20 protein-coding genes are annotated in these 20,267 nt (G+C 64.3%); 11 read left to right on the top strand and 9 right to left on the bottom strand.

Translation table 11 applies throughout. The annotated features are described in order from the left end of the window. Positions 1-360: 360 nt before the first annotated feature. Complete coding sequence (locus ACODTA_RS27490) at positions 361-630, top strand: hypothetical protein (protein ID WP_489070514.1); 270 nt, start codon at positions 361-363, stop codon at positions 628-630. Between the two features lie 180 nt (positions 631-810). Next, positions 811-2,703 carry an N-acyl-D-amino-acid deacylase family protein gene (locus ACODTA_RS27485; protein ID WP_489070512.1) on the top strand — a complete coding sequence of 631 codons (1,893 nt, stop codon included), beginning with the start codon at positions 811-813 and terminating at the stop codon, positions 2,701-2,703. Positions 2,704-2,714: 11 nt separating this feature from the next. On the opposite strand, the gene ACODTA_RS27480 is transcribed toward ACODTA_RS27485, so the two are convergent. After that, a complete protein-coding gene (locus tag ACODTA_RS27480; RefSeq protein ID WP_489070510.1) occupies positions 2,715-2,882 on the bottom strand; it encodes a hypothetical protein in 168 nt (55 codons plus the stop codon). On the opposite strand from ACODTA_RS27480, the gene ACODTA_RS27475 reads away from it, so the two are divergent. After that, the gene (locus ACODTA_RS27475; RefSeq protein ID WP_489070508.1) at positions 2,845-3,591 is read left to right on the top strand and encodes an alpha/beta fold hydrolase; all 747 of its coding nucleotides are present in this window, start codon (positions 2,845-2,847) and stop codon (positions 3,589-3,591) included. The genes ACODTA_RS27480 and ACODTA_RS27475 overlap by 38 nt on opposite strands. 37 nt (positions 3,592-3,628) lie before the next feature. Here the strand turns inward: ACODTA_RS27475 and ilvD are convergent, their stop codons facing one another. Beyond that, the gene (gene ilvD / locus ACODTA_RS27470; protein WP_489070506.1) at positions 3,629-5,482 is read right to left on the bottom strand and encodes a dihydroxy-acid dehydratase; all 1,854 of its coding nucleotides are present in this window, start codon (positions 5,480-5,482) and stop codon (positions 3,629-3,631) included. A gap of 105 nt (positions 5,483-5,587) precedes the next feature. Here ilvD and ACODTA_RS27465 point away from each other — a divergent pair, with 105 nt between their 5' ends. Continuing rightward, on the top strand, positions 5,588-6,520 hold the full coding sequence (locus tag ACODTA_RS27465) for a LysR substrate-binding domain-containing protein (RefSeq protein WP_489070535.1): 933 nt from the start codon (positions 5,588-5,590) through the stop codon (positions 6,518-6,520). Between the two features lie 103 nt (positions 6,521-6,623). On the opposite strand, the gene ACODTA_RS27460 is transcribed toward ACODTA_RS27465, so the two are convergent. The 3 genes from ACODTA_RS27460 to ACODTA_RS27450 all read right to left on the bottom strand — a co-directional run bounded on the left by ACODTA_RS27460 (position 6,624) and on the right by ACODTA_RS27450 (position 8,049). Further along, positions 6,624-6,968, bottom strand: a complete 345-nt coding sequence (locus ACODTA_RS27460) for a hypothetical protein (protein WP_489070504.1) — start codon at positions 6,966-6,968, stop codon at positions 6,624-6,626. Then, positions 6,968-7,624 carry a Rossmann-fold NAD(P)-binding domain-containing protein gene (locus ACODTA_RS27455; RefSeq protein ID WP_489070502.1) on the bottom strand — a complete coding sequence of 219 codons (657 nt, stop codon included), beginning with the start codon at positions 7,622-7,624 and terminating at the stop codon, positions 6,968-6,970. The genes ACODTA_RS27460 and ACODTA_RS27455 overlap by 1 nt, the downstream gene beginning before the upstream one ends. Before the next feature lie 89 nt (positions 7,625-7,713). After that, positions 7,714-8,049: a GIY-YIG nuclease family protein gene (locus tag ACODTA_RS27450; protein WP_489070500.1), complete on the bottom strand. Its 336-nt coding sequence runs from the start codon at positions 8,047-8,049 to the stop codon at positions 7,714-7,716. Positions 8,050-8,213: 164 nt separating this feature from the next. On the opposite strand from ACODTA_RS27450, the gene ACODTA_RS27445 reads away from it, so the two are divergent. Further along, positions 8,214-8,747 (top strand): GNAT family N-acetyltransferase, encoded by a 534-nt coding sequence (locus ACODTA_RS27445; RefSeq protein WP_489070498.1) that lies wholly within the window; start codon positions 8,214-8,216, stop codon positions 8,745-8,747. A 19-nt stretch (positions 8,748-8,766) separates the two neighbouring features. On the opposite strand, the gene ACODTA_RS27440 is transcribed toward ACODTA_RS27445, so the two are convergent. Next, positions 8,767-9,411, bottom strand: a complete 645-nt coding sequence (locus tag ACODTA_RS27440; RefSeq protein ID WP_489070496.1) for a TetR/AcrR family transcriptional regulator — start codon at positions 9,409-9,411, stop codon at positions 8,767-8,769. A 142-nt stretch (positions 9,412-9,553) separates the two neighbouring features. Between ACODTA_RS27440 and ACODTA_RS27435 the strand changes: the two genes are divergently transcribed. The 4 genes from ACODTA_RS27435 to ACODTA_RS27420 are packed head-to-tail and all read left to right on the top strand — an operon-like array spanning position 9,554 to position 16,891. Beyond that, a complete protein-coding gene (locus tag ACODTA_RS27435; protein WP_489070494.1) occupies positions 9,554-11,773 on the top strand; it encodes a TonB-dependent receptor in 2,220 nt (739 codons plus the stop codon). A 33-nt stretch (positions 11,774-11,806) separates the two neighbouring features. Next, positions 11,807-13,111, top strand: a complete 1,305-nt coding sequence (locus tag ACODTA_RS27430) for an MFS transporter (protein WP_489070492.1) — start codon at positions 11,807-11,809, stop codon at positions 13,109-13,111. Positions 13,112-13,143: 32 nt separating this feature from the next. Beyond that, positions 13,144-15,465: a S9 family peptidase gene (locus ACODTA_RS27425; RefSeq protein WP_489070490.1), complete on the top strand. Its 2,322-nt coding sequence runs from the start codon at positions 13,144-13,146 to the stop codon at positions 15,463-15,465. Between the two features lies 1 nt (position 15,466). After that, positions 15,467-16,891, top strand: coding sequence for an amidohydrolase family protein (locus tag ACODTA_RS27420; RefSeq protein WP_489070488.1), 1,425 nt, complete (start codon positions 15,467-15,469; stop codon positions 16,889-16,891). A 12-nt stretch (positions 16,892-16,903) separates the two neighbouring features. On the opposite strand, the gene ACODTA_RS27415 is transcribed toward ACODTA_RS27420, so the two are convergent. After that, complete coding sequence (locus ACODTA_RS27415) at positions 16,904-17,803, bottom strand: LysR substrate-binding domain-containing protein (RefSeq protein WP_489070486.1); 900 nt, start codon at positions 17,801-17,803, stop codon at positions 16,904-16,906. A 91-nt stretch (positions 17,804-17,894) separates the two neighbouring features. Here ACODTA_RS27415 and ACODTA_RS27410 point away from each other — a divergent pair, with 91 nt between their 5' ends. Both ACODTA_RS27410 and fdxA read left to right on the top strand, forming a co-directional pair. Next, on the top strand, positions 17,895-18,671 hold the full coding sequence (locus ACODTA_RS27410; RefSeq protein WP_489070484.1) for a ferredoxin--NADP reductase: 777 nt from the start codon (positions 17,895-17,897) through the stop codon (positions 18,669-18,671). Positions 18,672-18,714: 43 nt separating this feature from the next. Continuing rightward, on the top strand, positions 18,715-19,053 hold the full coding sequence (gene fdxA / locus ACODTA_RS27405; RefSeq protein WP_489070482.1) for a ferredoxin FdxA: 339 nt from the start codon (positions 18,715-18,717) through the stop codon (positions 19,051-19,053). 24 nt (positions 19,054-19,077) lie between these two features. Here fdxA and ACODTA_RS27400 read toward each other — a convergent pair whose 3' ends face one another. Continuing rightward, complete coding sequence (locus ACODTA_RS27400) at positions 19,078-19,491, bottom strand: GFA family protein (RefSeq protein WP_489070480.1); 414 nt, start codon at positions 19,489-19,491, stop codon at positions 19,078-19,080. Positions 19,492-19,493: 2 nt separating this feature from the next. Next, entirely contained in the window at positions 19,494-20,234 is a 741-nt protein-coding gene (locus tag ACODTA_RS27395; RefSeq protein WP_489070478.1) for a hypothetical protein, read from the bottom strand. Positions 20,235-20,267 lie beyond the last annotated feature (33 nt).

The following is a 20,267-nucleotide window of genomic DNA, read 5'->3' as shown; positions in this document are numbered from 1 at the left end:
CTGAATCGCATCGCGATGTTATTGGTGACCAGATCGGTGGGTATTCCACCCAGCGTTTCACCCGAAAGACCGGCGGCCGCCGCCGCACGTGGCAAGAGCGACAATGTCGACGCCGAGACTGCCGCCAGTGCTGATCGTCATTTTGACGCAACAGGGCAGGCGATCAGATACTTAAGGGCTTGAGTAAATAATACCGCAAGAATTGAAATTGGCCGCTGAGATCCACAGAGGAGCAGGAGCAGCGGAGAGGTTCAGAAAGAATTTTATGGTTTAAAGCCCAAAAATGCCTTCAAAATGGACATTTTTAGGGTTGGACTTCGCTTGCCTGCAAGGAGCAGCATGCTCTTCAGGGAGAGTCCGATGCCTGTTCTGTTGGTTGCGTACGATCTGAAGCTTCCAGATGAAAATTACACAGAAGTGCAGCAGTTTCTTTCGAAGTTCACGCATTGCCGTAAGCTGGATTCGGTTTGGCTCATCGATACCAAATGGTCACCCCATCAGGTGAGGGATGGGCTTAACGCGCTGATCGACCGTGACGATACGGTGTTCGTCACCAAGCTCGCGATGAACTGGGCCAGCTATGGCTTCGGCGGTGCGGACTGGTTGAGCGATACGAACCGGAACTGGTGACCGGCCGAACCTGAGCGGCCCGATTCCGGTAACATTCCGATGGTGCTTTTCTGATCTGGCGATCGCAGCCGTGAATGCACACCTCTTCCCGCACCCTCATCGCTCTTTTCCAGAGCCTCTCTGCTTGCCTCCCGGTATTGTCGGACTATCGTCGCCGCAATCGAGCGGAGAATTCCCGACGTGAAACAATCCTGGCTGCTTCCCCTTCTGTTGCTTCCAACTGCCGCGTCGGCCGCGCCCGATGTGCCGCATTACGACATCATCATCCGTGGAGGCACCATCCAGGACGGAACCGGCAAGCGGGGTTTCGCGGGCGATGTCGCGGTGGCGGGGGATCGGATCGCGAAGATCGGCGATCTGGGCGGCGCCACGGCCGAAACGGTCATCGACGCGCGCGGACAGTTCGTCAGTCCCGGCTTCATCTCCGTTCATAGCCACGCGATCCGCGACGCGGTGGCGCGGTCGGAGAATATGCTGCGACAGGGGGTGACGACCGAGATCATCAACGCGGACGGTGGCTATAGCGGCATCGGCGGGGAAGACATTGTCGGGCAGCTCGCGGACTTCGCGAAGAACGGACTGGCAGTCAATCTGGGCGCCTATGTCGGCTTCAACAATGTCTGGCAGGCCGTGGTCGGAGAAGCGGAACGCCGACCGACGCCCGCACAGATCGCGGAAATGCGCGGGCTGGTCCGGCGCAATCTCGCCGCCGGCGCATGGGGGGTCGGTGCCGGGCTGGATTATAAGCCCGCCTATTTCGCGACACGGGACGAGGTGATCCGGATCGTCTCACCGGCCCGCGAATGGCGGACCTTGTTCAGCAACCACGATCGTGTGACGCCGCCGAACTTCAGCTCGATCGCCGGGATCGACGAGACCATCGCGATCGGCAAGGGCGCGGGGCTGGTGCCCGTCGTCACCCATATCAAGCTGTGGCCCAATGAAATGGGCCGCGCGCGCGATGTCGTCGAAACGATGCGCGCCTTCACCCGGGCGGGCGATTACGTGGCGGCGGACATCTATCCCTATATCCATGCCAACACCTATCTGGGGGCGCTGATCATTCCGTCCTGGGCGCAGGAGGGCGGGCGCGACGCGTTGCTCAAGCGGCTCGCTGATCCCGCACAACGCGCGCGGATCGCGGAGGAGACGACGGCGGCGATCAAGGCGCGCGCGGGCGGACCCGATGGCCTGTTCCTGCCCAGCAAGGGCAAGGAATTGACCGACTATATGCGGGAGGTCGGATCGACCGACGCCACCGAAACGGTCCTTAAACTGGTCGAGACGGAGAATCCGTTCGGTATCTTCCGTTTCGGATCGGAGGAGGACCTGACCGCTTTCCTGCAATATCCCGACACCGCGATCGCCTGCGATTGCGGATCGACCAATGCGACCAAGGTCCACCCGCGCAACTATGGCGCATTTCCGCGCGCGTTCGGCCGCTATGTGCGCGAACGTGGCGCGCTGAGCTGGGAGGAAGCGGTGCGCAAGGCGACGGCGCTGCCCGCCGCGATGCTCGGCATGGTCGATCGCGGCACGATCGCGCCCGGCATGATCGCGGACCTGACCGTGTTCGATCCGAAGACGATCATCGATAAGGCGACTTTCGTGGAGCCGGCGCAGTTTGCCGTCGGTGTTTCCAACGTGCTGGTGAATGGCCGCCCGGCGATCCTGGCGGGTGCGCTGACCGAGGCGAAGAGCGGCCGGCGGCTGTTTCGCGCCGGTGACATGCCGACATATCGGATGGACGCCGCCGATCGCGGCCTGACGGTGCGATCCTTTTCCATCACCATTGACGGCATTCGCTACAAGGGCGCGATCGCGCTGAAGCAGGCGGCGGATGATCGCCTGGCCTCGGGCACGCTCGCGCTGGCGTCGCCGACCGCGAAGCTGAGCCTCGCCGGTGCGGGGCCGCTCTTCACCGCGCCAGGCTGGAGCGCGTTCACCGGCCGGCTCAGCAATGGCGAAGCGATCACCGTGACGCTCGATACCGCCAATCCCGCATCCGCGAACAAGGGGCGACAGCTGACGGTACGGATCGGCGATCGGAGCGGCGCGACCTTCTTGCCCTGATCATTCGGGGCCTAGAACACCCTATCCAGAGCGTCGAACATCGTTCGCGCCAGATGGCGCCAGGCCTGGGTATCGAAGAGCAGCGCCTCGGCGACATGTTCGGCAGTCAGCAGGGTGCCGAAGACCGCATAAGTGCCTGCGATGCCGGCGTCCGCCGCATCCGGCTCGGTCTCGATCAATGGTGCGCGGATCCATTATGCGATCTATGGCAAGGGAACGCCTGTCATCCTGTTGCATGGGGGGATGGGGAATGGCGAATATTGGGCGAACCAGATCGAAGCGCTGTCAAAGAAACGGCGCGTCATCGTCATCGACAATCGCGGCCATGGACGAAGCTCGCGCGATGCACGCCCCTTCACCTATGAATTGATGGCGGAGGATGTGCTGGCGGTGATGGATGCGCTGCATGTCCGCAGGGCCCCGATCGTTGGATGGAGCGATGGCGCGATCATCGGGCTGGTGATGGCGATGAAGGCGCCCGAGCGTGTCGAGCGTGTGCTCGCCTTCGGCGCGAACATGGATGCGAGTGGCCTCGATCTGAAGGGCGGATCGGCCGCGACGATGATCGCATATGGTGCGCGGGCGAAGGCCGACTATGCGCGCCTTTCTCCCACGCCTACAGATTATGGGGATTTCCAGGCCGCGATGGAGCGGATGTGGACGACCCAGCCTGATTACAAGCCCGCCGATCTGGCAACCATCTGTGTGCCGGTGGCGATCGTCGATGGCGAGCATGACGAAGTCATAAGGCCTGAACACTCGGCCTATCTGGCGCGCACCATCCCGGGCGCGCAGCGGATCACGCTGCGCGGCCTCAGCCATTTCGCGGTGATGCAGGACCCTGCGGCATTCAACGCGGTGATGTTGGCGTTTCTGGACGGTCGATAGGGCGTGGCACCTGAATGGTAGACGGCCACCCCGGCGATCAGCCCCGCGTCACCTGGCTCACGTCGCGCACCGCGCCCTTGGCGGCATTGGTGGTGAGTGCGGCGTAGGCCTGCAGCGCGGCGGAGACGTTGCGCTTGCGGCCCAGCGGTTTCCAGGCGCGGTCTCCGCGTGCGCGCATCTCCGCGTCGCGGCGCGCCAGTTCGGCGTCATCGACGTCGAGCTTGATCTCACGCTTCGGGATATCGATCACGATCGGATCGCCGGTCTGGACCAGCGCGATCAGCCCGCCTTCGGCCGCTTCGGGCGAGACATGGCCGATCGACAGGCCCGATGTGCCGCCGGAGAAGCGCCCGTCGGTGATCAGCGCGCACGCCTTGCCCAGCCCCTTCGATTTCAGATAGCTGGTGGGATAGAGCATTTCCTGCATGCCGGGGCCGCCCTTCGGCCCTTCATAACGGATGACGACGACGTCGCCCGCCTTCACCTCATTGCCCAGAATGCCCGCGACCGCCGCGTCCTGGCTTTCATAGACGCGCGCCGTGCCGTGGAAGGTCAGGATGGATTCGTCGACGCCCGCGGTCTTCACGATGCAGCCCTCGGGCGCGATATTGCCGGAGAGCACGGCCAGGCCGCCATCCTTGGAGAAGGGATGCTCGGCGCTACGAATCACGCCGTTCTGGCGATCGGTGTCCAATTCGTGCCAGCGGTTGCTCTGGCTGAAGGCCTGGGTGGTGCGCACGCCGCCCGGCGCCGCTCGGAAGAAGTCGCGCACGCTTTCGCTGTTGGTGCGGCCGATGTCCCAGCGGTTGAGCGCATCGGAAAGCGTGGGGGCGTGGACGGTGGGCAGCGTTGCATCGATCAGCCCCGCGCGATCGAGTTCGCCCAGGATCGCCATGATGCCGCCGGCGCGGTGGACATCCTCCATATGCACATCCTGCTTGGCGGGCGCGACCTTGCACAGGCAGGGCACGCGGCGGGAGAGCCGGTCGATATCGGCCATGGTGAAATCGACGCCGCCCTCGAACGCGGCAGCGAGCAGGTGGAGCACGGTGTTGGTCGACCCGCCCATCGCGATATCGAGGCTCATCGCGTTTTCGAACGCGGCGAAGCTGGCGATGTTGCGCGGCAGCGCGCGGGCATCGTCCTGTTCGTACCAGCGCTTGGCCAGATCGACGATGGTGCGGCCCGCTTCCAGGAAAAGCCGTTCGCGATCGGCATGGGTGGCGAGCACCGATCCGTTGCCGGGCAGCGACAGGCCCAGCGCTTCAGTGAGGCAGTTCATCGAATTGGCGGTGAACATGCCCGAGCAACTGCCGCAGGTGGGGCAGGCCGATCGTTCGATCACTGCCACTTCCTCGTCGGTATAGCTTTCGTCGGCGGCCACGACCATCGCATCGACCAGGTCGAGCGCCACCGTCCTGCCGCGCAGATCGGCCTTGCCCGCTTCCATCGGGCCGCCCGAGACGAAGATGGCGGGGATGTTCAGCCGCATCGCCGCCATCAGCATGCCCGGCGTGATCTTGTCGCAATTCGAGATGCAGAGCAGCGCGTCGGCACAATGGGCATTGGCCATATATTCGACACTGTCGGCGATCAGATCGCGACTGGGCAGCGAATAGAGCATGCCGTCATGCCCCATGGCGATCCCGTCATCGACCGCGATGGTGTTGAATTCCTTGGCGACGCCGCCCGCCGCCTCGATCTCGCGCGCGACGAGCTGGCCCAGATCCTTCAGATGGACATGGCCGGGCACGAACTGGGTGAAGCTGTTGGCGATGGCGATGATCGGCTTGCCGAAATCCTCGTCCTTCATGCCGGTGGCGCGCCACAGGCCGCGCGCGCCCGCCATGTTGCGGCCATGCGTGCTGGTACGCGAACGATAATGGGGCATGTGCCCGCTCCCTCTGATTGTCCCTGGCCCGGGTTTACGCCTTGCCGCGATAGGTTGTGAAATATATTTATATGATCTGATAAAGTCGAAATGAGAATAAGTGCGATGGACCTGCGGCAGCTCAGACATTTCCTGGCTCTGGCCGAGGAACTGCATTTCGGTCGCGCGGCCGAGCGGCTGGGGATGACGCAGCCGCCGCTCAGCCAGTCGATCATGGCGCTGGAGCGCGAACTGGGGGCGCCTTTGTTCACGCGCACCAAGCGCAATGTGGCGCTGACGCCGCTGGGCCGGCAATGGCTGGATCATGTGCGGCCCGCCGTGGCTGCGATCGGCGCGCTGCCGGGCGCGGCGCAGCGGCTGCGCGACGGCGTGGCGGGGCGGCTGGCGCTCTCGTTCGTCAGCTCCGCCGATTACAGCATATTGCCCGCGCTGGTGCGCCGCTATTCCGCCGCCTTTCCGCATGTCGAGATGATGCTGGCGGAAGAGACGAGCGACGTGCAGATCGCGGCGCTGGTGGATGGGCGGATCGACGCCGGGCTGCTGATCCCGCCCGAGGCCGCGCTGCCCGCTTCACTCGATTATCGCCCGCTGCTGCGCGAACCGCTGGTCGCGGCGGTGCCGGAGGCGTGGGTTGCCGAAGGGCGGATCGCGGTGTGTGCGGAAAGGAACGGTGAACCGAGGCTGGAAGGAGAGGCGTGGCTCGATCTGCCGCTGCTGATCTTCCCGCGTCATGTGTCGCCGACCTTCCATGATCTGATCCTCGAAAGCTGGCGGGCCAAGGGGCGCCAGCCTTTGATCCGCCAGCGCGCGATCCAGATGCAGACGATCATCAGCCTGGTCTCGGCTGAAATGGGCGTGGCGCTGGTGCCCGCATCGCTGCGCCACCTGGCGCGTACCGGCGTCCGCTACCTGCCGCTGCCCGATGCCGCGCCGATGCTGGAAACCGGCCTCGCCTGGCGCCGCGCCGACGAGACGCCGACGGTGCGTGCGCTTGTCGGGATCGCGCTGGAAATGACGGGAGGAGGGGTGAGGGCCTAAATCAGCCGAACTCCACGACGCCCGCCGGGCGCAGAGCGGGAAAGGCGTACGGATCGATGCCCTGCGCCTTCAGCCCGGCGTCAAGGCGCTGCGCGGGCTCTTCCTATGGCTCGTCGGTCAACTTGAACGTGCCCCAATGGATGTCGAGCGCCGCGCGGGCTTCCAGGTCTTGCATGATGCGGATCGCTTCTTGGGGATCGGTATGCTGTGCGGCTATGAACCAGCGCGGATCATAGGCGCCGATCATCGTCACGCGCAGCCCCTTGACGCGCGTTTCGGGGACGACGGGCGTAACCGGCACCGATCCCGGCCATGGATTGTCGGGTGCGGTCCGCCGCCAGCGCAGGATGCCGCCAAGGCCGCGGTCGGTTTCAGGCGGGGTTGAGAAAGCGGCTGCCGTCGAAATGATCGGTGATGGTCCCTGATAATAGGGATTGCGTGCCGCCATCAGGCGCGGTCTCGCGCGGCGGCGGTCGCGATCCGGGCTGCGGTGACGACATGTTTGCCCGGAGCGCCGTTCAATGCCGCGTCCACCAGAAAGGCCGCAACCGTCGCGGCCGGGCTAATCCGGGCGCCGGCGGGCAGGATCGGCGCCGCGATGCGCAGCAGTCCGCCGACGAACCGCTCCATCGGCCGATGCTCGCTGCGGTCTCCGCCGAGGAAACCGGGGCGGACGATCGTCAGCGATGGAAAATCGAGGCGGATGACGGCGTTCTCGAGTTCGCCCTTTGTTCGGGTGTAGAGAAAGCGCGATCGCGCATCCGCGCCCATCGAGGAGGTCAGCGCGAAGCGCGTGGCGCCGCATTCGCGGATCCGGGTGGCGACGGCCAGTGCAAAATCATGGTCGATCGCGCGGAAGGCGGCCGCCGATCCCGCCTGTGCCCGCGTCGTCCCCAGCGCGCAGATCGCGCCGTCGACCGCCCACCAGTCGGCCTCGGGATGCAGATCGCGGCTGTCGAGGAGGGGATTGAGCAGCTTGGGATGCGGCGGCAGCGGCCTGCGCGTCGGCGCGACGATCCGGGTCACGCGCGTGTCCGCAAGCGCCAGTTTCAGCGCCTCGTCGCCGACCAGACCTGTGGCGCCTGCCAGAAGAAGCGTCGTCATCCCAAGCTATCTAGGGCCGGACCGTCGGGATGTAAGAGCGGTTGTCCTTCGAAACCAAATTTTGGAGGGATCGGCGCGATCCGGGACGGTCAGATGCGCGCCGCGCGAAGCGTTGCCGCCCAGTGCGCAAGGCGATCGTTCAGCGTTCGATCGCGGATATAGGCGCTCTCCTCTTCCTCCAGCCGTTCGACGATCTCGAAGACGAAGGCGTTCGGGCCATGGGCATTCCAGGCCTGTTGAAGCGAGCGATGGCTGTTGATCCCCTGCCGCAGCGTGAACCAGATCCGGTTTTGTATCGTTGAAAGGTCCGGCGCCCTGCCGAGCCAGGTATCGCCGGAGGTGGCGCAGCGGACCGAGTAGATGCCAGCCTCCACCTTGCGTTCCTTATATGCGCTTATCGCGGCCTTGCGACTGTCGCCCTTCATCTGAGTCTCCTTGCGTTGCCGACGCGGCTATACGAAGCCCCGGATTTTGACAATATGATCCGGATAAAAATAACAAGAGAGGTTTTCACGATCGTGCTGGAGCGCCTGATCGAGAGGGGTGATGGTTGTTCCGGCTTCCCCGATGCTGTGGAATAAGGGCCGGGATGAATGACGAACTGACGATCCGGCTAGCGGACGCCGGCGATGCGGAGGCGGTGGCGATGCTGCATGCGCGGAGCTGGCGATCCGCCTATCGTGGCATCTATCCGGATGCCTATCTCGATGGGGAACTCGATGAGGATCGCCGTCGGCTATGGACGGCGCGGCTGGGTGGTGGTGGGTTCCGTGTGCTCGTGGCGGAGGATGGCGCGACACTGCTGGGATTTGCGGGTTTCGCGCCCGATCCGCATCCGGATTGGGGCGTATTGCTCGACAATTTCCATGTTGATCCGGATCGCAAGGGCCTTGGCATCGGCAGGATTCTGTTCGCGGCGGGGGCGGGCGACGTGCTCGCGCGCGATGCCGAAACGGGCATCCATCTGTTCGTCTATGCCGCCAACGCGGCGGCGTGCCGCGTCTATGATCGGCTGGGCGGCCGTGTCGTCGAGCGGCTCGACGATCCGCCCGGCGGCCTGCCGGGCCAGGCCGAATTGCGCTATCACTGGCCGGCGGCCGCGCTGCGGGCGATAATCGGCTAAGCGCGTTCCGCTGGCTTGTTCAGCCTGAGACGGAAAGCCATGGCTCCATCAGCAGGTGCACGGTGCGCCGCATTTCCTCGATATCGAAATCGGGCGCGAGGCGGCTGAACGAGAGCCCCTGCCAGATCAGCGCGACGGCGCTGACGAAGCCTTCGACATCGAGATCCTTTGGTAGTCGCCCGGCGGCCACGGCGTTGCGGGCGGAGCCGCGCATGGCGTCGAGCAGGCGGTCGGACGATCGCGCGCGGGACTGTTCGCCCTCGGGAAGGCGGCTGAAGTAACATTCCAGTTCGATGCGCACGGCTGGGGTGAGACCGTAGGCGAGGCGGCCGGCCTCCGCCTGGACATGCACGTCGACGATCTGCGAGATCAGGTTTCCGCCATCGAACATATGTTCGATGGTTTCCACCGTCTCGTCATGATTACGCAGCATGACGGCTGCGAGCAGCGCATCCTTGTTCTCGAAATAATAATAGAGATGGCCGGATCGCATTCCGGCTTCCTTGCAGATGTCGGCGATACTGGTCTTCGCGACGCCGTTGCGGGCGAGGCAGCGTACCGCCGCGTCGATCACCAGCCGGCGCTTCGCCTCCGTATTCGCTTCGTCGACTTCCCGCATCCGATCCCCGTTCTTCCAGCGCACCGCCGGCTTGACAAGTGGCACCTAAGCATATCATTCATAGTTTGGTCAACCGGCCTAAAAAAGAGAGTCGGGGATAAAACGCAGGAAAACAAAGATTTGATCACGTGAACTGTGGATTCGGCAGATGCCGGCCCGCGACACGCATACCAAAAAGGGGGGAATGATGATTGCTGAGAACCAAACCAATATCCGTCGCCTGCTGCTGATCAGCGCCGCGCTGATCGCGCCCGCAGCCCAGGCCCAGGCGCAGCCCCAGGCCGAACAGGCGGCTGCGGAGGGCAACGAGATCGTCGTGACCGCGAACCGGCGCGAAGAGACGGTGCAGGACGTGCCGAGCGCCGTCACCGCGATCTCGGAGAAGGAGATCCAGGCGCGGGGCATGGACAGCTTTGAAGGTTTCGCGCGATCGGTGCCGGGGCTGACGATGAACCAGGGCGTCAAGAACCGGGCGTCGTTCAACATCCGGGGCGTCGCAACCAGCCTGACCGGCGGCAATACGCAGGATCCGGTCGCGGTCTATATCAACGAGACGCCGGTCAGCGACACATTCGGCGCGATCGTCCAACCCGATCTGCGGCTGTTCGACGTCGAGCGCATCGAAGTGCTGCGCGGTCCGCAGGGCACGCTGTTCGGATCGGGCTCGCTGGGGGGAACCGTCAGGATTATCACCAACAAGCCTGATGCGACCGCATTCGAGGCGGCCGGGCGCATCGATCTGGGTGTCACCAAGGGCGGCGCCTTTCGTCAGCGCTATGACGCGATGGTCAATGTGCCGCTTGTAACGGACACGCTCGCATTGCGGGTGGTCGGTTATTATCGCGACGAGGAGGGTTGGGTCCGCAACGTTCGCCTGGGCACCCGCAACGACACGGTCGACTGGGGCGGCCGCATCGCGCTGCGCTGGACGCCGAGCGACGCGCTGACGGTGAAGGCGGAGGTGATCCACCAGGATAGCGATCCCCAGGATGCCGATGCGTGGAACCCGGCGCTTGGCAAGTTCAAACGATCCTCGGCCATCCCCGAGCCGCGCCGCAACAATCTGACCAATTACAATCTCGCGCTCGATTATAGTTTCGAGGATTTCGCGACGCTGACGGCATCGACCACCTATCAGCAGAACAAGAGCGCCATGCTGCTCGACAACGGTGCGCTGCTGGGACCGGGCACGCCGAATTTCGTTTCGAACAGCGATCCATGGAATTCTCGCTTCTACGTTCAGGAGCTCCGCCTGGTCTCGAACACCAAATCGCGCTTCGAATGGGTGGTCGGCGCCTTCTACATCGATCGCAAGACCGTGGTGCCCGATTATCTGATCACCGCCCCCGGCCTGAACGACTATCTCAAGGCCACCTATGGTGTGGCGCCGGGCAGCGACAGCTATTTCGACACGAACATCACCACGGCGTCCACCGAGCTCGCGGGCTATGCCGACGCAAGCTACGAGATCCTGGACGGGTTGAAGCTGCGCGGTGGCATGCGCGTGTTCCGCACCACCGCATCCTATGATGAGAAGGATCGGGTGACGCTGAACCTTGCCACCTTCAAATATGCGGCGCCGCTGAGCTTCAGCAACAAGGCGGCGAGCACCAACACGACGTGGCGCACCGGCCTGTCCTACGAGCCGACGCGCGATCTGATGGTCTATGCCAATGTCAGCAAGGGATTCCGCATCGGGCAGGTCAACGCCAATCGCGGCACGAGCGCCATCGATCCGGCGGACTATGTGATCCCGGAGGGTTATGAGCCCGATTCCACGATCAACTACGAACTTGGGGCAAAGACGAGCTGGCTTGGCGGCCTGCTGACGCTCAACCTTGCGGGCTTCTACATCGACTGGACGAACATCCAGATCGACGGCCTGCGCATTTCCGACCGGCGCTCGTTCATCGCCAATGCCGGCAAGGCGAGCGTGAAGGGCATCGAATTCGAGATGGCGGCGCGGCCGGTGCGCGGCCTGAACCTCTACGGCACGGTGACCGTGCAGGATGGCCGGATCGACAGCGTGCCGACGAACATCATCGTGCCGGCGGCGAAGGGCGATCGGCTGCCCGGCCTCGCGCGGTGGAAGCTGTCGGGCGGCATCGAATATCGCTGGGATGTCGGCGCGAGCAACCAGGCCTATGCCCGGATCGACGGCCAGTTCACCGATGCGACGCCCAATGCCTTCGCCAATGCTGGCCGCAATGCGCTGTACGCGGTGAACGACGAATTCTCGACGCTCGACGGATCGATCGGCCTGGATGCCGGCTGGGGAACGGTCGCGCTCTATGCGGAGAATCTGACGAACGAGGATGCGGTGATCCTCAAGAATCTGAGCTCGCCCAACCCGTTCGTGACGCTGCGCCCGCGCACGCTGGGCATTCGCCTGACCATGCGTAGATAATGGCCGGCGGAATCACAGCGATGGAGGCGCGTCTTGACCCCACCGAACGATGGCCCGGCATATCCGGAGCTTCGGCATGCGCGCTATGCGCAATGCGTGCTCGTGCTGGTCGGGCTGCTCAAGGCGGTGGATACGCAGATCATCGGCCTGCTGATCGAGCCGATGAAGCGCGACCTGCAGCTTTCGGATCTGCAACTCGGCGTCGCCCATTCGACCAGCTATTATGTGGTCTATGGTCTGCTCGCGATCCCGATGGGCATGCTGGTCGACCGTGTCGTTCGCGTCCGCGTCCTGATCGCCGCGATGCTGCTCTGGGGCGTGGGGGTGCTGCTGACGGGCCTCGCGCGCGACATGTGGCTGTTCGCGCTGGCGAAGGCGGTGATGGGGGCGGGCGGGGCGTTCACCTATCCCGCCGCGATGTCGCTGATCGCCGATTATTTCGATCGGAACCGCCGCGCCTTCGCGACCGCCAGCTATGCGATGGGGCAGACGCTGGGCAGTGCGGGCGCCGTGTTGTTGGGTGGGCTGGGCTATGCGGCGCTGGTGTCGGCGGCGGCGGCCGATCCTGCGCTGCTGATGGGCATTTCGCCCTGGCGCTTGCTGCTGATCGCATCCGCGGCGCTGACCCTGCTGCTGGTGCCGTTCATGCTGGCCATGCGCGAGCCGGCGCGCATGGAAATGGGCGGTATTCGTGGCGGGCCGCGCGCGCTGTTGGCGCACCGCCGTTTCCTGGTGCCGTTGTTCGTCGGCATGTTCTTCATGTCGGGTGTTTCCTCTGGCGTGCAGGTCTGGATCATCCCCGCGCTGATGCGGCTGCATCATCTGCAGCCTGGCGATTTCGCGGTGGCGCTGAGCCTGGCTTTCCTGGGAACCAACCTGCTGGGCCTGCTGATCAGCAGCCGCTTCGCCAATATCGCCCGGACGAGGGGCGGAGACCGCAGGTTGGTGTTGCCCGCGGCGATCGCTGCCTTGGTGTGCGCACCGACGTCGTGCCTGGCGATGATGCCGGATCTGGCGAGCCTTGCCGTGCTTGGCATCGTCTTCCTGGTCGCGTGCAGCGTTGCGGTTTCGATCCCGGTGATCGCGATCAATTTCCGCATTCCGAACGAACTGCGCGGTGCCGCCATCGGGATTTATGTTCTGGTCATTTCGATCACCGCCGCGCTCGGCGCGCCGCTGATCGGCGCGACCAGCGACCTGCTGGGGGGCAGCGCCATGCTCGGCCATGCGATGGCGACTGTGGCGGCGCCCTTCGCGCTGCTCGCGGCGCTGAGCTTCTGGGCGGCGACACGGGGTGACGACAGCACGGCATCGGCGGTGGCCGGTGATCCACAATGATCAATCATGATATCGAGCGGGGAGAGACAATTATGGGTTGGGGATATGATCGATCGGCAGTCAGGCGCGGCGTCGCGCTGTCAGCAATATTGCTGCCCGCCTTGCTGGCGGCCGGGCCGGTGAACGCGCAGGTCAGCGGCGCGGATTATGAACGCGCGGCGGCGATGCAGAATTTCGACAAGCGCGTGGCGCGAACGACGCTTGCGCCAAACTGGATCGGCGAGGGCAATCGCTTCTGGTATCTCGACAGCTATCAGCAGCGCCGGACCTTCATACTGGTCGATCCCGTCGCCAACCACCAGGGGCCGGCATTCGATCATGCGCGGCTGGCGAAAGGGCTTGCGGCGGCCGCGCAGATCCAGGTCATGCCCGAAGCCTTGCCCTTCGCCAGCTTCACTTTCACGCCCGACGGCAAGGCGATAAGCTTCTCTGTGAAAGACAAGGGCTGGCGCTGCTCGCTCGCCGACTATGTCTGCGCCACGATCCCGGCGCCGGCGCGGCCGGGTGATGTACTGTCCCCCGACGGGCGGCGTGCGGTGTTCGTGCGCGACGACAATCTGTGGATGCGCGACGTCGAGACGGGGAAGGAAACCCGGCTCACGCGCGATGGCACGGCCGAGAACGGCTATGCGCTGAACATGGTCATCGTCACGGTGACCTCGCGATTGACCAAGATGCCGCCGCAGCCGAGCGTCTCCTTCTCGCCGGATTCGCGCCGTCTCCTCGCCTGGCGGACCGACATCAGCAAGACCAGCCGGACGGCGGTGATGGAAACCGAGATGGGCCGGCCGCCGCGCGTCCACGAATATCATTTCAACTATGCCGGCGATCCCGACATCGCACAGGCCACGCCGATGCTGATCGACCTCGACACCCAGGCGATCACGCCGGTGCAGTCGCCGCCGGTCGGCCGTCATATCGATATCGAACTGCTGACCTGCTGGGACCCGGACGCGCCGCGCGTCTGCTTCAGCGAGGATGTGCGCGGTTACAAGAGCGCGCGCATCCATGTCGTCGACGCGCTGACCGGCGCGGTGACGACGCCGGTGACCGAGACCGCCAAGACCTTCGTTCCCAACGGATATGATGCGCGGCTGGCGGGCGACGACCTGTTCTGGACCTCGGATCGCGACGGCTGGCGGCATCTTTACCGGTTCGACGGCCGCACCGGCGCGCTGCGCAACCGGCTGACACAGGGCGACTGGGTGGTGCGCGGCATCTCCCATGTCGATCGGCGCGGGCGCTATGTCTATTTCACGGCCGGAGGCGCCGCACCCGGCGAGGACCCGTATCAGCGTGTGCTCTATCGCGTGCGCTTCGACGGATCGGGGCTGCAGCGGCTGACGCCTGAGGATGCGGATCATGAGGTGGCCTTTTCCCCCGATGGCCGTTTCTTCGTGGATACGCATTCGCGCGTCGATCTGCCCCCGGTGAGCGTGCTGCGCGCGGCCGACGGGCGGTTGATCCGCGAATTGCAGCGGGCGGACGTGACGCGCCTGGCCGCGGCCGGCTGGAAACCGCCTGAACGCTTCAAGGTGAAGGCGGCGGACGGCACCACCGACATTTACGGCACGATTTTCCGCCCCAGCAATTTCGACCCGGCAAAACGCTATCCGGTGATCGACGGCATCTATCCGGGGCCGCAGATCATCCGATCGGCCAAGAGCTTCTCGTGGATGTTCACCGCCGCCGACACCGCGCTTGCCGAACTCGGCTTCATCGTCGTCACGATCGATGGCCGGGGCACGCCGTTCCGGTCCAAGGCATTCCATGACTATGCCTATGGCAATATGGGATCGGCGGGGGCGCTGGAGGATCATGTCGCCGGGCTGAAGCAGCTCGCGGCGCGCTATCCCGAACTCGATCTGGGCCGTGTCGGCATCTATGGCCATTCGGGCGGCGGCTTCGCTTCGACCCGCGCGATGCTCGACTATCCCGATTTCTACAAGGTCGCGGTGTCATCCGCGGGCAATCACGATCAGCGCGCCTATATCTCGGCCTGGGGTGAACGCTATCAGGGCTGGCCGGTCGGCGACAATTATCTGAGCCAGGCCAATCCGCCGCTGGCGGGCAAGCTGAAGGGCAAGCTGATGCTGGTCCATGGCAGCATGGACGACAATGTCTCGCCCGATCACACGATGCAGATGGCCAATGCGCTGATCGCCGCGAACAAGAGTTTCGACATGCTGATCCTGCCCAATCGCAATCATGGGATGGTGGACCTGAACGCGGTGAGCAAGGGCGCACCGCCCGAGCCCGACCTTTACCCTGTCCGCCGTACCTGGGACTATTTCGTGCAGAACCTGCTGGGGGCCACGCCGCCCGCCGATTTCCTCCTGAAGCGGGAGCAATAAGATGATCGACGGAACAAAGCGTCGGCTGGCGCGGCTGCTTGCCATTGGCCTTGCCTTTCCGGCGATGCAACCTGTGGCGGCGCAGGATGCCGGCCCCGATGCGCCGCCGATCAACGATCGCGGCCGATGGCTGCCGTCTTCCGTGCCGACATCCGACGACGTGCTGCGCATTCCGGTTCCGGCCGATTACAACGCACCCAAGGGATCGTTCGTGCTGGTCGGTGGACGGTTGTTCGACGGCACCGGCGCGGCGGCGCGGCCTGCGACGATCGTGGTGCAGGGCAAGAGGATCACCGCGATCCTGAAGCCCGGCGAGCGCGACTGGCCCGCCGATGCGGTGGTCCATGATATCACCGGCAAGACGGTGATGCCGGGGCTGATCGACCTTCACACCCACCTGACCTATGTCGAGAAATTCGATGCCGGTTTCGAGGATGCGATCAACAGCGGCGCGGATTCGGCGATGCGCGCGGTTTCGCGTATGGCCATCTTCCTGCAATCGGGCGTCACCAGCGTGCGCGATGTCGCCTCGGCGGGCGACGTGCCCTTCGTGCTCAAGCGCTGGCAGGCATCCGGGCGCCTCGCAGGGCCGCGCATCTTCGCGGCTGGGCAGTTGATCACCGCGACAGGCGGCCATGGCGACGGGTTGGGAACCGCGCCGGAAAACCCGCTGGGCACGGTGAGACTGGCCTCTGGCCCCGACCAGTGGCGCGAGGCCGTGCGTTTGCAGTTCCGCCAGGGCGCCGACCTGATCAAGCTGGCGAGCGAATATTCGCAAGCCGAGATCGATGCCGCGGTGGACGAGGCGCATGCGCTGGGCCTGCCGGTGACGGTGGATGCGGAGACCCGCTATATCGACATGGCGATCAAGGCCGGGGTGGACTCGATCGAGCATCCGCTGCCGCGCAGCGATGCCGCGATCGCGCTGATGGCGAAGCGCAAGATCGCATCGGTGCCGACGCTGGTGCCGTACCGCATCATCCAGCGCAGCAGTGGCGGCTATTTCGGATCGACCTCTCGCCGGTTCGAGCTCAACGAGACGACGATCGTCGAGATGATGCGCAAGATGAAGAAGGCCGGCATCAAGATGGGTGTCGGCACCGATCTGGTCACCGACTGGATCGACTATATGCCGGGCGCCTATATCGATGAATTGCGCGCCTTTGTCGAAGTCGGCTTCACACCGCGAGAGGCGCTGGTCGCGGCGACGCGGACAAGCGCGGAGATCCTGCGCATGGCGGATCGGCTTGGTACGATCGAGCTGGGCAAGCTGGCCGACATCATCGTCGTCGACGGAAATCCCGATGAGGATTTGAACGCGCTGGAGCGCGTCACCACCGCCTTCGTCAACGGGCGGCTGATGCTGAAGGACGGACGCGTCCATCCGCCAGCGCATGAGGAGAGGCCGATGCCCCGGCGACAATGACTGGCGACGTCGCTAGTTGCTGGTGTTCGGCGAGGTGGTCTCGGCACAAATCCCCAGAAAGGCGCGAATGCCGGGCGTCACATATTTCTCACGGTGCGACAGGATGAAGAAGCGCCGTTGGAGATCGAGGTCCGGTACCACTAGGCGAACGATGCGCCCGAGCCGGAGCGCATCGCGCGCGGCGAGATGGGACACGCATCCAATCAGCGCGCTCGCGGCAACTGTCTCGACAATCGCCTCGCCCTGCTGGAGCTCCAGGCCGATCCGCCATCGATCGCTATAAGGATGCATGGCGCGGTCAAGCGTCTGCCGCGTGCCCGATCCTTTTTCGCGAACGACCCAGCGTTCCGCCAGCAGGGCAGCGATCGGCGTGGGCGCCTGACGGGCGAGCCGATGCGACGGATTGCAGATCAGCACCAGTTCGTCGCCCAGCCATTCGGTCATCGACAGGTCCGGGTGCGCCAACTCGCCTTCGATCAGCCCCAGATCCAGCGAGAAATCCGCCACCTTGCCGGCGATCATCGCGGTATTGGCGATCTCCAGCGTCAGCGGCGCTTCGGGATATGCGCGCGCATAGCGTTCCATCAGCAGCGGCGCGACATGATTGCCGATTGTCTGCGTCGCCCCCAGCCTGAACGATCCGGGGCCCCGGTGTCCGCTCAGAAGGGCATCGATTTCCTCTGCGCGATCGAGCAGGTCGCGCGCGGCGGGTAGCAGCGATCGGCCGGTTTCATTGATCCGCAGACGCTTGCCGGCGCGATCGAACAACGGCTTGTCATAGCGCCGTTCGAGTTCGAGCAGCGCGGCGCTCGCCGCCGATTGCGACATCGACAGTTCCGCCGCGGCGGCGGAGATGCTCTCCAGCCGCGCGGTCACCGTGAAGATCTGCAAATGGCGCAGGCTGAAACGCATAGCTGTTTTATCGATGATCCATAGAGATATTACCAGTTTTTTCAATTTAGCGCGCCGGCGTAACAGGCAAGGCTCATCAGGAGCATCCCCAATGGCCAGCTTGCGCACCGAACGTATCCTCAGCGTCAATCACTGGAGCGACCGGCTTTTCAGCTTCAAGACGACGCGCGATCCGTCGTTCCGCTTCGAGAGCGGCCATTTCGTCATGCTTGGCATCGATCTCGGCGGAAAGCCGCTGCTGCGCGCGTTCAGCATCGCCAGCCCCAATCACAGCGAGGAACTGGAATTCCTGAGCATCAAGGTGCCGGATGGCCCTTTGACCTCGCGGCTCCAGCATATCGCACCAGGGCAGGACCTGTTTGTCAGCAACAAGCCGGTCGGCACGCTGGTCGTTCGCGATCTCCGGCCGGGGCGCAACCTGTATCTGCTCGCCACCGGGACCGGCCTGGCGCCGTTCATGAGCATCATCCAGGATCCCGAAACCTATGAGAAGTTCGAGCGGGTGGTGCTGGTCCATGGCGTGCGCACCTGCCAGGAACTGGCCTATGCGGATTTCATCACCAACGAACTGCCGCAAAATCCCTGGCTGGGCGAGGACGTCCGGCAGAAGCTGCTCTATTATCCCACCGTCACGCGCGAGCCGTTCCGCAACACCGGCCGGATCACCCAGGCGCTGGATACCGGGAAGCTCACCGAAACCCTTGGCCTGCCCGTGCTCGATCCGGCGCTGGACCGTGCGATGATCTGCGGCAGCAATGCGATGCTGAACGATCTGTCCGCTCTGCTCGACGCGCGCGGCTTCGCGATCTCGCCGGGGGTGGGGGAACCGGGCGACTATGTGATCGAACGCGCCTTCGTCGAGCGATGAACCGATAGCGGGGCGCTCCGAACACCAAGAGGAGGGATGAGACATGACCCATGTCGTCACCGATGCCTGTATCCGGTGCAAATATATGGATTGCGTCGAAGCCTGCCCTGCGGACTGTTTCTACGAGGGGGAGAACATGCTGGTGATCAATGCCAGCGAATGCATCGACTGCTCGATCTGCATTCCGGAATGCCCCGCCGACGCCATCCTGCCCGATATCGACAAGGATGCCGCCCGCTGGGTGGAACTGAACGCGACCTATGCGGCGCTTTGGCCGAATATCGCGCGCCGGAAAGACGCGCCGGCAGACGCCGACGCACATCGCGGCGAGGCGGACAAGTTCGACAAGTATTTTTCGGCGAAGCCGGCGGCCGCCTCTTGAGTTCAAGCGGCGGCCGCCACCGGATCAAAGATGGCGCTTCTCCTCCGGGCTGTTCCACCAATTGTCGTGCAGGCCGTCGGCATAGGTGACTGGCGCTGAAACCAGGTCTTCGACGCTCAGGTCGTCGATCGCGGCGACCCGCACCGAGACGAATGCACCGCCCAGTTCCTCGAGATAGCCGCTGCCATGCGTCTGGGTTCCGCATTTCGCACAGAAATTGTGGGATATCTCGAATGCCTCGGTCTTGCGCGCATAGGTCGACAGTGCCTCGCTGCCGGTCAATAGTTCGAAATCCTCGGGTTTCAGCCCTCCGACGCTCCAGTTCCGCTGCTTCCAGCAAAAGGTGCAATTGCATTTGCCGGTGCCCGCGCCGACATCCATGCTGACCTTGAACGTCACCGCGCCGCAATGGCAGCTTCCCCGATACAAACGCTTCATCGTCATCTTCCTTGATTGAGGTTTTCCTTGCTTGTTCGTCCGAACCAGTTCGATGCGCCGACGGCGCGAAGCGGCGCGGCATCTTGCACGGCACGCTCCAGCATCGCGCGGTTCCGGTAGCTTCCGATCACCATCACCCGTTTGCCGGGATTGGCGCGCACCGTCTCCAGCACCTGGCTGGTCATATGGCTTTCCCAGCGCGACTGGGCTTCGGCGAATGCACGGCCGGCCAGCGCGAACTGCGCGGTCTGCACGCTGGCGGCGAGCGATGCCGTCGTTTCGTCCTGCACCTGTTCGGGGCGCTGCCAATAGGCGAGCAACGCGTCTTCGACGGCGGTGTCGAGGCGCGAGAGTGTGGCCGCGCCATCGGGGTTGCTCCGCTTCAACGCCTCAAATGCCGCTCCCGCTTCGCTGGTGATGGTCTTGAACAACTCTCCCCCGGGCTCCATCGCAACCGTTTTCAGCCGCATTTGCGCGAGCAGGGGCCAGATCACCGCCGGATATTCCGGCCGGCCGGGCGTCTGCTTGCGCTCGGCGAGTTCGTCTGGCCGAACCTCCAGCACCAACACATCCGGGGCGAAGCTGGTAATCGCGCTGTGCAACCGGTCGTAGCCGAAGGCCGGCTCGCGATCGTGAAGGCCATGGAGCGCGCCGATCACCAGCACCGAATCGTCGGCGCTTGCGGCATTGGCGGTGGGCGTGGCCGCGAAGAGCGGCAGCGCGAGAAGGGAAATAAAACGCATCAAGTCCATTGCGGCGAACCCCGTCATTGTCAT

It is taken from the genome of Sphingomonas sp. FG14, assembly GCF_057809675.1.
Note: the sequence above shows the minus strand (reverse complement) of the source record. Positions and strands in the feature narration are given on the sequence as shown.

Bases quoted from the DNA above. Each gene is read 5' to 3' on its own strand.
- ACODTA_RS27400 (WP_489070480.1), bottom strand. From the start codon at position 19,491: ATGAAGCGTTTGTATCGGGGAAGCTGCCATTGCGGCGCGGTGACGTTC.
- ACODTA_RS27435 (WP_489070494.1), top strand. From the start codon at position 9,554: ATGATTGCTGAGAACCAAACCAATATCCGTCGCCTGCTGCTGATCAGC.
- ACODTA_RS27475 (WP_489070508.1), top strand. From the start codon at position 2,845: ATGCCGGCGTCCGCCGCATCCGGCTCGGTCTCGATCAATGGTGCGCGG.
- ACODTA_RS27425 (WP_489070490.1), top strand. From the start codon at position 13,144: ATGGGTTGGGGATATGATCGATCGGCAGTCAGGCGCGGCGTCGCGCTG.
- ilvD (WP_489070506.1), bottom strand. From the start codon at position 5,482: ATGCCCCATTATCGTTCGCGTACCAGCACGCATGGCCGCAACATGGCG.
- ACODTA_RS27455 (WP_489070502.1), bottom strand. From the start codon at position 7,624: ATGACGACGCTTCTTCTGGCAGGCGCCACAGGTCTGGTCGGCGACGAG.
- ACODTA_RS27465 (WP_489070535.1), top strand. From the start codon at position 5,588: ATGGACCTGCGGCAGCTCAGACATTTCCTGGCTCTGGCCGAGGAACTG.
- fdxA (WP_489070482.1), top strand. From the start codon at position 18,715: ATGACCCATGTCGTCACCGATGCCTGTATCCGGTGCAAATATATGGAT.
- ACODTA_RS27420 (WP_489070488.1), top strand. From the start codon at position 15,467: ATGATCGACGGAACAAAGCGTCGGCTGGCGCGGCTGCTTGCCATTGGC.
- ACODTA_RS27410 (WP_489070484.1), top strand. From the start codon at position 17,895: ATGGCCAGCTTGCGCACCGAACGTATCCTCAGCGTCAATCACTGGAGC.
- ACODTA_RS27445 (WP_489070498.1), top strand. From the start codon at position 8,214: ATGAATGACGAACTGACGATCCGGCTAGCGGACGCCGGCGATGCGGAG.
- ACODTA_RS27450 (WP_489070500.1), bottom strand. From the start codon at position 8,049: ATGAAGGGCGACAGTCGCAAGGCCGCGATAAGCGCATATAAGGAACGC.
- ACODTA_RS27415 (WP_489070486.1), bottom strand. From the start codon at position 17,803: ATGCGTTTCAGCCTGCGCCATTTGCAGATCTTCACGGTGACCGCGCGG.
- ACODTA_RS27395 (WP_489070478.1), bottom strand. From the start codon at position 20,234: ATGCGTTTTATTTCCCTTCTCGCGCTGCCGCTCTTCGCGGCCACGCCC.
- ACODTA_RS27490 (WP_489070514.1), top strand. From the start codon at position 361: ATGCCTGTTCTGTTGGTTGCGTACGATCTGAAGCTTCCAGATGAAAAT.
- ACODTA_RS27460 (WP_489070504.1), bottom strand. From the start codon at position 6,968: ATGGCGGCACGCAATCCCTATTATCAGGGACCATCACCGATCATTTCG.